At 66.5% G+C, this 12,607-nt stretch carries 12 protein-coding genes; 7 read left to right on the top strand and 5 right to left on the bottom strand.

Going from position 1 to position 12,607, the window contains the following annotated elements:
- Positions 1-18: 18 nt before the first annotated feature.
- Positions 19-1,527 carry a YifB family Mg chelatase-like AAA ATPase gene (locus H926_RS0118790; protein WP_022677668.1) on the bottom strand — a complete coding sequence of 503 codons (1,509 nt, stop codon included), beginning with the start codon at positions 1,525-1,527 and terminating at the stop codon, positions 19-21.
- Positions 1,528-1,746: 219 nt separating this feature from the next.
- On the bottom strand, positions 1,747-4,587 hold the full coding sequence (gene polA, locus H926_RS0118785) for a DNA polymerase I (RefSeq protein ID WP_022677667.1): 2,841 nt from the start codon (positions 4,585-4,587) through the stop codon (positions 1,747-1,749).
- A 429-nt stretch (positions 4,588-5,016) separates the two neighbouring features.
- Between polA and H926_RS0118780 the strand changes: the two genes are divergently transcribed.
- Positions 5,017-5,214, top strand: a complete 198-nt coding sequence (locus H926_RS0118780; protein WP_022677666.1) for a hypothetical protein — start codon at positions 5,017-5,019, stop codon at positions 5,212-5,214.
- A 324-nt stretch (positions 5,215-5,538) separates the two neighbouring features.
- Here H926_RS0118780 and H926_RS28925 read toward each other — a convergent pair whose 3' ends face one another.
- Together H926_RS28925 and H926_RS0118765 are read right to left on the bottom strand one after the other, a co-directional pair.
- Complete coding sequence (locus H926_RS28925; RefSeq protein WP_022677664.1) at positions 5,539-6,501, bottom strand: class A beta-lactamase; 963 nt, start codon at positions 6,499-6,501, stop codon at positions 5,539-5,541.
- 219 nt (positions 6,502-6,720) lie between these two features.
- The gene (locus H926_RS0118765; protein ID WP_022677663.1) at positions 6,721-8,226 is read right to left on the bottom strand and encodes a replicative DNA helicase; all 1,506 of its coding nucleotides are present in this window, start codon (positions 8,224-8,226) and stop codon (positions 6,721-6,723) included.
- A gap of 175 nt (positions 8,227-8,401) precedes the next feature.
- On the opposite strand from H926_RS0118765, the gene H926_RS0118760 reads away from it, so the two are divergent.
- From H926_RS0118760 to dcd, 4 genes are all read left to right on the top strand, one after another.
- Positions 8,402-8,884: a UPF0262 family protein gene (locus H926_RS0118760; RefSeq protein ID WP_022677662.1), complete on the top strand. Its 483-nt coding sequence runs from the start codon at positions 8,402-8,404 to the stop codon at positions 8,882-8,884.
- Positions 8,885-9,094: 210 nt separating this feature from the next.
- A complete protein-coding gene (locus tag H926_RS0118755; RefSeq protein ID WP_022677661.1) occupies positions 9,095-9,790 on the top strand; it encodes a glycoside hydrolase family 25 protein in 696 nt (231 codons plus the stop codon).
- Between the two features lie 11 nt (positions 9,791-9,801).
- Positions 9,802-10,248 carry a cytidine deaminase gene (locus tag H926_RS0118750; protein WP_237741105.1) on the top strand — a complete coding sequence of 149 codons (447 nt, stop codon included), beginning with the start codon at positions 9,802-9,804 and terminating at the stop codon, positions 10,246-10,248.
- A gap of 34 nt (positions 10,249-10,282) precedes the next feature.
- Positions 10,283-10,837, top strand: a complete 555-nt coding sequence (dcd, locus tag H926_RS0118745; RefSeq protein ID WP_022677659.1) for a dCTP deaminase — start codon at positions 10,283-10,285, stop codon at positions 10,835-10,837.
- A 22-nt stretch (positions 10,838-10,859) separates the two neighbouring features.
- On the opposite strand, the gene H926_RS0118740 is transcribed toward dcd, so the two are convergent.
- Complete coding sequence (locus tag H926_RS0118740) at positions 10,860-11,300, bottom strand: globin domain-containing protein (RefSeq protein ID WP_022677658.1); 441 nt, start codon at positions 11,298-11,300, stop codon at positions 10,860-10,862.
- 82 nt (positions 11,301-11,382) lie between these two features.
- Between H926_RS0118740 and H926_RS28920 the strand changes: the two genes are divergently transcribed.
- Entirely contained in the window at positions 11,383-11,874 is a 492-nt protein-coding gene (locus H926_RS28920) for an Rrf2 family transcriptional regulator (protein WP_022677657.1), read from the top strand.
- 75 nt (positions 11,875-11,949) lie between these two features.
- The gene (locus H926_RS0118730) at positions 11,950-12,510 is read left to right on the top strand and encodes a DoxX family protein (RefSeq protein WP_022677656.1); all 561 of its coding nucleotides are present in this window, start codon (positions 11,950-11,952) and stop codon (positions 12,508-12,510) included.
- Positions 12,511-12,607 lie beyond the last annotated feature (97 nt).

The raw sequence follows: 12,607 nt of genomic DNA, 5'->3' as shown, positions 1-12,607 counted from the left end.
TGGCCGGACGGTAGGGGGTCAGGCCCGGGGCGCTGTCCGGCGATAGCTGAGCGCCTCGGCCACATGCACCCGGCCAACGCCTTCGGCCCCGGCAAGATCGGCAATGGTGCGCGCCACGCGAAGGATGCGGGTGTAGCCGCGCGCGGAAAGGCGCATCGCCTCGGCCGCCTTGAACAGCAGCTGGCGCCCGGCCTCGTCCGGCGTGGCAAAGCGGTCGAGCAGGTCGCCGTCCAGCTCGGCATTGTTGCGCCGGCCGCTGCCTTCCAGCCGCGCGGTCTGGCGCGCTCGCGCCGCGCCCACCCGCGCAGCCACTTGCGCCGATCCTTCGGCCGGTGGCGGCAGGGCCAGATCCGCCGCCGATACCGGATCGACTTCTACATGCAGGTCGATGCGGTCGAGCAGCGGACCGGATACCTTTGACTGGTAATCGGCGGCGCATTTGGGCGCGCGGCTGCAGCCCAGCGCCGGATCACCCAGGTGGCCGCAGCGACAGGGGTTCATTGCCGCGATCAACTGCACCCGCGCCGGGAACGTTACGTGGGCATTGGCACGGGCCACCGTGACTTCCCCGGTTTCCAGCGGCTGGGGCAGCGAATCGAGCACCGCGCGTTGGAATTCGGGCAGTTCATCGAGGAACAGCACGCCCAGATGCGCCAGGCTCACTTCGCCCGGCCGCACGCGCAAGCCGCCACCGGTCAGCGCCGCCATCGAGGCGGAATGATGGGGGCTGCGAAACGGCCGTGCGCGGCTGATCCGCCCCTCTTCCAAGGTGCCGGCTACCGAGGCGACCAGCGAGGTTTCGAGCGCCTCGCCCGGCGTGAGTTCGGGCAGGATGCCGGGCAGGCACGAGGCCATCAACGATTTGCCCGCGCCGGGCGGGCCGATCAGCAGCAGGTTGTGCCCACCGGCAGCGGCAATTTCCAGCGCGCGCTTGGCGGTTTCCTGGCCCTTCACCTGCTTGAGATCGGCCAGCCGCACCGGCGGCAGCGCCTCGCCCACTTCGGGTGGGGCCAGGCGTTGCGTGCCTTTCAGGTGGTTGAGCAGCGCAATTAGATCGGGCGCGGCAATCACATCGATGCCGCTGGCCCAGCGCGCCTCGGTGCCTTGCGCGGCGGGGCAGATCAGGCCCTTTTCGGCGCCGCTGGCATGCAGCGCGGCGAGCAGTACGCCGGGGCTGGGGATGATCCGCCCATCCAGCGCCAGTTCGCCCACCGCCACGTAATCGGCAATGGTTTCGCGATCGACTACGCCCATCGCTGCCAGCAGGGCCAGCGCGATCGGCAGGTCGTAATGCGATCCTTCCTTGGGCAGGTCGGCCGGCGACAGGTTGATGGTGATGCGCTTGGGCGGCAGGCTCAGGCCCAGCGCCGCCAGCGCGGAATGCACGCGTTCGCGGCTTTCGCCCACGGCCTTGTCGGGCAGGCCGACCACGCGGAACGAGGGCAGCCCCGGCGCCACCTGGCACTGCACTTCCACCGCGCGGGCTTCCAGGCCGAGATAGGCCACGGTCGAGACAAGCGAAACCATGCCGGCACGGTGGCCGATGGCGCCGCGGGGTCACAAGGGGGCGGGTGGGGGTGCTGCCAAATCGGTGGCAGTTGTTGGTGTCACATGCCCTCCTCCCGACCCCCTCCCGCAAGCGGGAGGGGGAGAAGCAGGATGATCCCCTTCTGCGTCCGGGAAGGGGAGAAGGGTTAGCTCCCCTCCCGCCTGCGGGAGGGGCTGGGGGGAGGGCGTGTTGCGCGTTTAGTGCGCCGCGCCCCAGCTCCGCCCAGTGCCGATTTCCACGCCCAGCGGCACGGTCAATTGCACCGATGGCGCCGCCGCCCCCGCCATCACCGCGCGAATCACCTCGCTCGCCGCGGCCACGTCTTCCTCGGGCAGTTCGAACACCAGTTCGTCGTGCACCTGCAGCAGCATCTTCACGCGCGGCAGCCCGGCTTCTGCCAGCGCGGGCAGCATGCGGGCCATGGCGCGCTTGATGATATCGGCGCTGGTGCCCTGGATCGGCGCATTGATCGCTGCACGCTCGCTGCCCTGGCGCTCGGCCTGGGTGCCCGAATTGATGCGCGGGAACCAGGTCTTGCGGCCAAACAGCGTTTCGGAAAAGCCGTTGGCGCGCACGCTTTCCAGTGTTTCGTGGATGTAGCGCTGGATGCCGGGGAACCGCTCGAAATAGCGGTCGATCATCGCCTGGGCTTCGTCGGCGCTGGTGCCCAGGCGCGTGGCCAGGCCCCAGCGGCTGATGCCATAGAGGATGGCGAAGTTGATCGTCTTGGCACGGCCGCGGGTGTCGCGGTTCACTTCGCCGAACAGCTCGCGCGCGGTGCGGGCGTGGATGTCCTCGCCCTGCTCGAAGGCTTCGCGCAAGGGGCCGACATCGGCGATGTGCGCGGCCAGGCGCAGCTCGATCTGCGAATAGTCGGCGCTCAGCAGCACATGGCCCGGCTCGGCCACGAAGGCCTCGCGAATCTCGCGGCCGATCTCGGTGCGGATCGGAATGTTCTGCAGGTTGGGATCGTTGGACGAAAGCCGCCCGGTCTGCGCGCCCACCAGGCTATAGCTGGTATGCACGCGGCCGGTATCGGGATTGATCGCGGCCTGCAGGGCATCGGTATAGGTGCTTTTGAGCTTGGACAGCTGGCGCCATTCCAGCACCAGCGTGGCCACTTCCGCGCCCTGGCCGGCCAGTGTTTCCAGCACCGACTGGTCGGTGGAATACTGCCCGCTCTTGCCCTTCTTGCCGCCCTTGTAGCCCAGCTTGTCGAACAATACGTCGCCCAACTGCTTGGGACTGCCGATGGTGAACGGGCCGCCGGCTTTTTCATGGATCACGCCTTCGAGCCGCGCGATCTCAGCGGCAAAGCGGGTGGACAGGTTGGCCAGCTGCTCGCGATCGACGCGGATACCGTGGCGCTCCATCTGCGCCACCACCGGCACCAGCGGACGATCGACCCGCTGATAGATGCGCGTGCCGCCCTCGTCGGCCAGGCGCGGGGCAAACAGCTGGTGCAGCCGCCAGGTCACGTCGGCATCCTCGGCGGCATAGCGCGTGGCGTCGGGGAGCGGCACTTCGGCAAACGAGATCTGCTTCTTGCCACTGCCGCACACGTCCTTGAACAGCATGGTGGTGTGCTGGAGATGGCGCCCGGCCAGTTCATCCATGCCATGGCCGGCCAGGCCGGTTTCGCTGCGCCCGGCGTCGAGGCAGAAGCTCATCACCATGGTATCGTCGATCGGTGCTACGGCAATGCCGTGCCGGGCCAGCACGGTCAGATCATACTTGATGTTCTGGCCCACCTTGATCACCGCCGCGCTTTCCAGCAGCGGCTTGAGCGCGGCCAGCGCCGCCTCGCGCGGGATCTGCCTGGGCACCTCGCTGAACATGTCGGTGCCGCGATGGCCCAGCGGGATATAGCAGGCCTGGCCTGCGCCTACCGCCAGGCTCACGCCGACCAGATCGGCGCGCATCGAATCGAGCGCAGAGGTTTCGGTATCGATTGCCACCAGCCGCGCGGCAAAGGCGCGGTCGATCCATTCCTGCAAGGCTTCCAGCGTCTGCACGCAAGGATAGGCGTCGCGGTCGATCGCCGGCCAGGTCGGCAATGGCTGGCGCGTCGATTCGGCCGGGGCGGGCGTGGCAGCCGTGCCCGCTGCCGGCGAATTGCCCGCCGCCGCGGCAGCAGCAGCTGGCGCTGGGGTGCCCAGCTTGCGCAGCAGGCTGGTGAAACCGTGGGTGGAAAGAAACGCGGCCAGCGGCTCGGGCGGGATGGGGCCCAAGGCAAAGTCTTCCAGCGGCACGGGCAGCGGGCAGTCTTCCTTGAGCGCCACCAACTGGCGCGAGAGGCGCGCCATGTCCGCCTGCTCGATCAGGCTGTCGCGCAGCTTGCCCGCCTTCATCGTCGGCGCGGCGGCGAGCGCGCCTTCCAGGCCGCCGTGTTCCACGATCAGCTTGGTCGCGGTCTTGGGGCCGATGCCGCGAATCCCGGGCACATTGTCGACCGCATCGCCCATCAGTGCCAGGACATCGCCCACCAGCTCGGGCGGGACGCCAAACTTTTCCACCACTTCGGGAATGCCGATGCGCTGGTTCTTCATGGTGTCGAGCATGTCGACGCAGCCCGCGCCGCCCTGGGCGCATTTGCCCACCAGCTGCATCAGGTCCTTGTCGGAAGACACGATCGTCACGTCCCAGCCCTGGGCCGTGGCGGCGCGGGCATAGCTGGCGATCAGGTCGTCCGCCTCCAGGCCTTCTTCCTCGATGCAGGCCAGGCTGAACGCGCGCGTCGCATCGCGGATCAGCGGGAACTGCGGCTTGAGGTCTTCGGGCGGCGGCGGCCGGTTGGCCTTGTATTGATCGTACAGGGCGTTGCGGAACGTGATCGAGCTTTTGTCGAGGATCACCGCCAGGTGGGTGGGGCCATCGGCCTTGTGCAGGTCTTCGGCCAGGCGCCACAGCATGGTGGTATAGCCATAGACCGCGCCCACCGGCACGCCTTGCGGGTTGGTCAGCGGTGGCAGGCGGTGATAGGCCCGAAAAATATAGGCCGAGCCATCGACGAGATAGAGGTGGTTGCGGGAATCCATGGCCAGTGTCCTAGGCGGGGTGGACAAATTCCACAACGCCGGGCGTTGCCCGGCATGGCCGATCACGCGCGAGTCAGGCAAATCCGCCCACGCAGGCAGTATGTTGGATCATATTCGCACAAGTCTGGTGCTGAATCTGGAACAGGCCGCGCCGTTTGCGGTTGCACCCTTATGGATGTGTGCAGTTGCGTAAGAGAATGACGCAGATTTAACGCTTCATCGCTTTGGCAGGGCGCTTTGGCGCAGCAGCGCTCGCGCAAAAAACCCTTGCCGCTAAGGGCGATAGCGACGGCCCGTCGCAATGCTGTCGTCTTGTGCTTGCAAGCCGATGAATTGCCGATTAATTGGGACGTCGAAGTCTACCGTGGGAGTAGGCTTTGCGGCGGGCTTTGCCCGGCGCGGTTCACTTCAATCCAGGGATTGTAACGCATGCGCAAGCTCATCCTCGCCGCCGTCGCCGGCACCGCCTTCGCCCTCGCCGGCTGCTCGGAAAAGCCGGCTGACACCGCCACTGAAGCTGCCAGCGAAGCTGCTGACGCTTCGGCCGACGCTTCGGCTGCTGCTGCTGACGCCAGCGCTTCGGCTTCGGAAGCCGCCGCTGACGCGAGCGCTGCCGCGAAGATGTAATCCCCGCCCGCAAGGGCAGGTTACAGATAGAAAAGGGCGTGACCTTCGTGGTCGCGCCCTTTTTCGCGTGTGCGGCGCGAATCGCGATAAAACGGCTTGTGCGGCGCAGCGATGTCAGTGGCGTCCATCACCACCCCCGCTCCCCTCGGAAGAGGAGGAGCAGAACGCCAAAAGCCCCCTCTTCTTTAGAGGAGGGGGCTTGGGGATGGTGCTGGGCCTTGCGCTAACGGGCTTCGACAAGCTCAGCCCGAACGGCGCTCGTGCTGGACTATCAACGGTCCCGTCCGCCCTGAGCCTGTCGAAGGGCGCTAGCGCGACGCGGCGTTACCGCCGGCGCGAAACTTCGCCCGTCAGGTTCGGTCCGTCTGACGGCTGGAGGAATCCGGTATAGAGCGCGCTGGCAATGCGCGCGATCATCCCGGCCTGGGCCGTGTGGTTTTCCGGCCCGGCCACGAAGATCGCCATGGCCAGGTGGCGGCCATCGGGCATGCGCACGATGCCCACGTCGTCGGTCACCCCGGCCAGCGTGCCGGTCTTGTGGGCCAGCAGCACGCCTTCGGGCAAGCCGGCGCGGATGCGGTTGCGGCCGGTGCTGGTGCGGGTCATCGTATCGAGCAGCACGGCGCGGGCCTGCGGGCCGAGCGCACCGCCGCGGTCGATCGCCGAAAGCAGCGCGATCATCGCCCGCGGCGTGCTCGACGTGCCGGTGTCGATGGCACGGGCCGGGTTGATTCGCCCATCGTCACGCACCAGCGTGGCCATGGTGTGATCAAGGTGCTGGCCGGAAATGCCGGTCTGCGTCAGGAAGCGGTTGACCGCGCCGATGCCACCCACCGCGGCGATCAGGCCATCGGTGGCGTGGTTGTCGCTGCGCGTGATGGATTTTTCGATCAGGGTCTGTGCGGTATAGACCGGGCCGGGGCGAACCATCGCCACGAGATTGCGGCGTCCGGCCGCCTCGGGCACCGGCATCATCATCGGCAGGGGCTGGTCCAGCCGGAACCGGCCCTGCTCCACCATCTGCAGGAACGTGGCGGACACGGCCACTTTGGCCGTGCTCGCCATGGGAAAGGGCATGTCGCCGTTGATCAGCACTTGCCCGCCGCCGTCCAGGTCCATCGCGGCAACGCCCACGCGGCCGCGCGCGGCAGCAGCAATGGAGGCGACGCGTTGCTGAATGGCAAGGTCACGCGCGCTTTGCACCGCGGCCGGCGGGCGGCTTTGCACCGCAGGCGATGTGGCCGCCAGGGCCGGAAAGGCTGCCAGTGCAGCAGCCAGGATGCGCAATTTACGCTTTGATGGAAGCCCGACCATTATGAGGGATTAACCCAACCCGCCTTATTATTTCGTTGCGCCACGATAAGCCATTGTGACTCTGGCGCAAAGGCGGGTGGTTCCCTGATTCGACGCCGCCCGGCGCATGCGCGCTGCGTTTCGTCGCAACTGTAAAACCGGTGGCCGGTTGAAAGGGCGACGGCGGGAAAATTGCGCGGCCCGCCAAGGGCATCAATCGTCCATGTCGTGCATCATCTGGTCGGGTGCCAGATCGCTGAATCGGGTGATCCGCGCCTCGAACCGCAGGCGCACCTTGCCGGTGGAGCCATGGCGCTGCTTGGCCACGATCAGCTCGGCCAGGCCGAACACGCGCTCCATCTCGGCGGCCCAGGCGGCATGCGCCTCGTGGATCTTGGCATCGTCGCTTTCGATCGGGCGCTTGGGCTCGCGCGAGGCAACGTAATAGTCTTCGCGGAACACGAACCAGACCATGTCGGCGTCCTGCTCGATCGACCCTGATTCGCGCAGGTCCGAGAGCATCGGTCGCTTGTCGTCGCGCTGTTCCACCGCGCGCGACAGCTGCGAAAGCGCGATCACCGGCACTGCCAGTTCCTTGGCCAGCGTCTTGAGCCCGCGCGAGATTTCCGAGATTTCGTTGACGCGATTGTCGGATTTGCCCGAGCCCGACAGCAGCTGAAGATAGTCGACCACGATCAGGCCGATATCGTGCCGGCGCTTCAGCCGGCGGGCGCGGGTGCGCAGCGCACCGATCGAAAGGCCGGGGGTATCGTCGATGAACAGCGGCAGCTCGGCCAGGCGCTGGCTGGCGAACGAAAGCTGCTGGAAATCCTCGCGGCTGATCCGGCCCATGCGCAGCGATTCGGAACTGATGCCCGATTGTTCGGCCAGAATACGCGTGGCGAGCTGGTCCGCGCTCATTTCCAGGCTGAAGAAAGCGACCGCCGCACCGACCGAATCCTTGGCCGGGATGCCGCGCGCCATGTCATCGCGCAGCCGGTCGGCGCAGTTGAACGCGATATTGGTGACCAGCGAGGTCTTGCCCATGCCGGGGCGGCCGGCGAGGATGATAAGGTCGGAATCGTGCAGACCGCCGATCTTTTCGTTGACCGAGGTAAGGCCGGTGGTCGTGCCCGAGATGTGGCCGCCCGACAGCAGCGCCTTTTCGATCATTTCCAGGCTGGCGCGGGTGGCCTGGCCAAAGGTCTGCGCCTCGTTGCCGGTCTGAGCGCCTTCGGCCACGGAAAACAGCGCGGCTTCGGCCTGCTCCACCTGCTTCAACGGCTCGACCGTCTCGCTGGTGTCCATCGCGCCTTCGACCAGGTTGCGGCCCACGCTGATCAATTCGCGCAGCAGTGCCAGGTCATAGATCTGCTGCGCCAGCTCGCGCGGCGCCAGCAGGCCCTGGCCATCGGCGGTGAGGCGGGCAAGGTAGGCTGTGCCGCCCAGTTCCTTGAGTTCCTCGTCGCTTTCGAAATAGGGCTTGAGCGTGACCGGGGTGACCACGGCCTTGCGATCGATCAGCGCCAGGATGCGCTCGAACACGCGCCCGTGCACCGGCGCAAAGAAATGATCGGGCCGCAGCGGCACGGTCATTTCTTCCATGATGCGGTTGTCGATCAGCACGGCGCCCAGAAAGGCGGCCTCTGCCTCGACATTGGCGGGAAGCGCACGGACCTCGCTGGCCGGACGCGCGAGAATGGCTTCGCTGGCGGACATGCCTGTCAAAATGAACCAGTCTCAAGGGTGTGGCAAGGCGGCGACGCGCGCGACGGGCGCAGGCGTTTTCCACAGGCTGTGGACGGTTTGGCCCTCTCTTCCACCAAGGTAGCATGCTCTGCGCCCGGCAAGGCGCTTGCTGCGCGGCCCGCCATGTTGCAACACTCGAGATCTTATGGCGGACCCGCGCATCTCGCATATCGAGCTGGACGAAACGACGATCGTCTGGCGCAACGCCGATGTGGAGCAGGAGCGCCGCGTGGCGATCTTCGACCTGATCGAGGAAAACACGTTCCGCCCCTTGCGCTCCTGCGCTGCCGGTCATGAAGGCCCCTATCGCCTGCGCCTGTCGGTGCTGGATGGGCGCCTCACGCTCGACATTGCCGACGAGAGCGGCAGCCTGCTGGAAAGCATCGTGCTCGGCCTGGGGCGGTTCCGCCGCCCGATCCGCGAATATTTCGCGATCTGCGACAGCTATTACCAAGCGATCCGCCGCGCCACCGCGCAAGAGATCGAGACGATCGACATGGCCCGGCGCGGGGTCCACAACGAAGCAGCCGAAATGCTGCTCGAACGGCTCGACGGCAAGGTGGAAACCGATTTCGCCACGGCGCGCCGCCTGTTCACCCTGATCTGCGTGCTCCATATCCGGGGGTAGGTACGCAGGGGCATGGCCCCCCTCCGACGGCCTGCGGCCGCCACCTCCCCCCGCGAGCGGAGGGAGGATCAAAAGCCCCATCCTCTTCAGAGGAGGGGGTTTGGGGGTGGTGGAAATCTGCGCGAGTCTGCGACGCCGTCAATTTTGACGTCATCCTGCCCATGCCCTATGGGCCGCGCTTTCACACCAGGGCTTGGGCGAATCTCTTTCATGGCAAAGCGCAGGAATTCGGCGTTGCGGCGCGCGCTGGCGGCATTGCTGCTGGCCGTGCTGGTGGGCGCGGGCCTGCTGTGGTGGCAATCGCGCGTGTGGCGGCCTGATCGGCAGCATTTTCCGGTGCAGGGCGCCTGGGCCGATGTGCACGATGCCCCGATCGATTGGCGCCTGCTCAAGGGCGATGGCGCCGATTTCGTCTATCTGACGGCCAGCGAAGGCCCGCAGCGGCGCGACGATGCCTTTACCGACAGCCTCGACCAGGCGCGCACCGCCGGGCTGCAGGTGGGCGCGGTGCATGTCTATGATCTGTGCGCGCCGGGCGATGCGCAGGCGGCCAATTTCGTCACCATGGTCCCGCGCGAGGATGCGCTGCTGCCCCCGGCGGTCGCGCTCGATATCAATCAGCGCAGCTGCCCCACCCCGCCAACCGAAGCCGCGCTGCAAAGCGAGTTGACGACGTTCCTCAACCAGGTGGAAATGCATGCTGGCAAGCCGGCGATCCTGATGCTCTCGCGCGGGATCGAAAGCCGCTATCACCTGGCCGCGGTGATCGATCGCAACATCTGGGTGCGGCAGGATTATCTCGAGCCTGGCTATGCCGGCCGGCCTTTCGTGATGTGGACCGCCACCGATCGCTACCACGGCAAGGCCGCGCCCGGCCCGCTGCGCTGGGTGGTGGTGCAACCCTGATGGATTTGAAGATGATGCCTGATGACGCAAACCGCACCGCGCTGATCGCCGCTGCCCGCGCTGCGCGTGAAACTGCCTATGCGCCCTATTCGCATTTCACCGTGGGCGCTGCGCTGCTGTTCGGCGATGGCAGCGTGGTGACTGGCTGCAACGTTGAAAATGCCAGCTATGGCCTGTCGCTCTGCGCCGAAACCGTGGCCAGTGCCACTGCCACCGCCAATGGCGGCCATGCCGGGCAGCGCGGTGGCCTCGTGGCCGTGGCCGTGGCTGGCGGGCCCGAGGGCATCGACGGCGATCCGATCACCCCGTGCGGCCGTTGCCGCCAAGTGCTGTATGAACAGGCTGCGCTGGGCGGCACCGACCCGCTGGTGCTCAGTGCCGGGGGCGACGGGGTCGTGGTTGAAGAACGCCTGTCATTCCTGCTACCGCGCGCGTTCGGCCCGGCCTACCTAGGCTGAGCTTTTTTCTGGCTGCACACGCAAAGGACCGGCCTTGTCCATTCTTTCCGACAAGTGGATTCGCAACAAGGCGCTGACCGAGGGCATGATCGAGCCTTTCGTGGAAAATCAGCGCCGCGATGGCTGCATCAGCTATGGCCTGTCATCCTATGGCTATGACGCGCGCGTGGCCGATGAATTCAAGATCTTCACCAATGTCGATTCGGCCGTGGTCGATCCCAAGGATTTTGCCGCCAACTCGTTCGTCGATCGCAAGACCGATGTCTGCGTGATCCCGCCCAACTCGTTCGCGCTGGCGCGGACCGTCGAATATTTCCGCGTGCCGCGCGATGTGCTGGTGATTTGCCTCGGCAAGTCCACCTATGCCCGCTGTGGCATCATCGTGAATGTCACCCCGCTCGAACCGGGCTGGGAAGGACACGTGACGCTGGAATTTTCCAACACCACGCCGCTGCCCGCGCGCATCTATGCCAACGAGGGGGCGTGCCAGTTCCTGTTCCTGCAGGGCAACGAGCCGTGCGAGGTCAGCTATGCCGATCGCGCCGGCAAATACATGGGCCAGCGCGGGGTAACCCTGCCGCGCCTGTAATGGCGCGGCAGTTCAGCGCGCCTCATGCCGTGGCATAGGCTTCCGCTTCGGCGGCGATGAGAATTTCGGCCAGCATCCAATAGGCTTCGCCCCAGGCGGCCAGCACGGCATCGGTCGCCACCTCGGCGCCCAGCACATCGCGAATCGCCGGCAGCAGCGCCTCTGCCACCAGCGGGTAGTGCTCTGCCTTCACGCCGGTTTCCACGTGGCGCGCCACCATGCGTTGTACCGGACCGGTGAGCGTGCCGAGTTTGTCGATGTTGCGGGCATAGGCCAGGATCGCGGCTGCCAGCCGGCGCGGTTGTTCGCCGCTATCCTGCGCTGCCCGATCAAACATCGCTGCCACTTCCGCGTTTTCGAACAAGCGCTTGTACATGGCGGTGGTGATGTCGAGCCCGTGCTTTTCCAGCGCCGGGGCAGTGGCCTTGACCGTGGCGATGGCTTGGGCGGAAGCAGTTCGCATCGACGTTCTCCTAATGTGGTATCCAAAATACCGGTATTTGTTTTACTTGATTCGTGCAAGCGCTTTGCCGCAGGCTGGGCCGATGCAATTGACCCAGCACACCGACTATGGCCTGCGCCTGCTGATCGCCATGGCGCGGCACCCGGATGCGCCGCTGGCACTGCCCGGCTTTGCGGCAGAACAGGGGCTGTCCTACCATCACGTCGCCAAGGTGGCGCAGGCGCTGGTCCACGAAGGCTTTGCCATCAGCGTGCGGGGCCGCAACGGCGGGCTGTGCCTGGCCCAGCCGCCGGCAGCGCTGCGCGTTGGCCAGGTCGTGCGCGCGCTGGAAAAGGGCCTGCGCCTGGTCGATTGCGCAAATTGCCGCATGAATGGGGATTGCGCGCTGAGCGGCGCCCTCGCCCGCGCACTGGAGGCATTCCTTGCGGTGCTGGACGAGGTGACGCTGGAACAGGCCGCGCGGCCCGGTGTGTCGGCCTTTGCCCCATGGCTGGTCAGCAGCGATTCGCGCCCGCAATCAGCCCTGCCGTTGGGGGGTGATGGTGTGCCCTGTCGAGCGGGCGAAGGAACCTAACCGGCCTTGCCACCATTGTTGCCCCGTAACCTCATCGGAGGACGGGGGTGGACACTGGCATGGAAAGGTACGCCCATGAACACCATCGCGGCCTTGGCAGGGCGAATCCTGCTGTCGCTTCTTTTCATTATCTCTGGCCTGGGAAAGCTGTTTGACGTCAGCGGCACGCAAGTGGCGCTCGCCGGTGTCGGCCTGACGCCCGATCTGGCACTGCCGGTTGGGCTGTTCGAGCTGATCGGCGGGTTGGCGCTGATGTTTGGCGTGGCCACGCGGATCTTTGCCGTGCTGCTGGCCGGCTTTACCCTGCTGACCATCCTGTTCTTCCATCACAACCTGCTCGATCATACGCAGGTGGTAGAAGCGCTCAAGAACCTGGCGATTGCCGGCGGCCTGCTGGCGCTGTTTGCACACCGCCAGGTGGCGTGGAGCTATGACGGGCTGCGTTCGCGCCGCGATCGCGAGACCGCTGCGCGTGACGCGGAAATGCGCGCGGCGCGGGCGGAAGGCCGGGCCGAGGCGCTGTCTGAAATGCCCGTGGTGGAAACGCCGGCCACGCGCGTGGAAACCATTACCGATGTCGATGGCCATCCCACCGGCACCGTGGCGGTCGCTCGCCGCAAGTGGTGGCAGGTCTGACCTGATCGCGCGGCATACCGGCCCGGCACGATGCCGCGGCATAGCCCCGCGGCTCAGGGGCGCTGGCGCAGGGCCGCGACGCAGGCGGCGCGGTCTA

This window comes from Novosphingobium sp. B-7 (genome assembly GCF_000410615.1).
Classification (GTDB): Bacteria; Pseudomonadota; Alphaproteobacteria; order Sphingomonadales; family Sphingomonadaceae; genus Novosphingobium; species Novosphingobium capsulatum.
The sequence above is the reverse complement of the archived record's forward strand: the minus strand, read 5'-3'. Positions and strand labels throughout refer to the sequence as shown.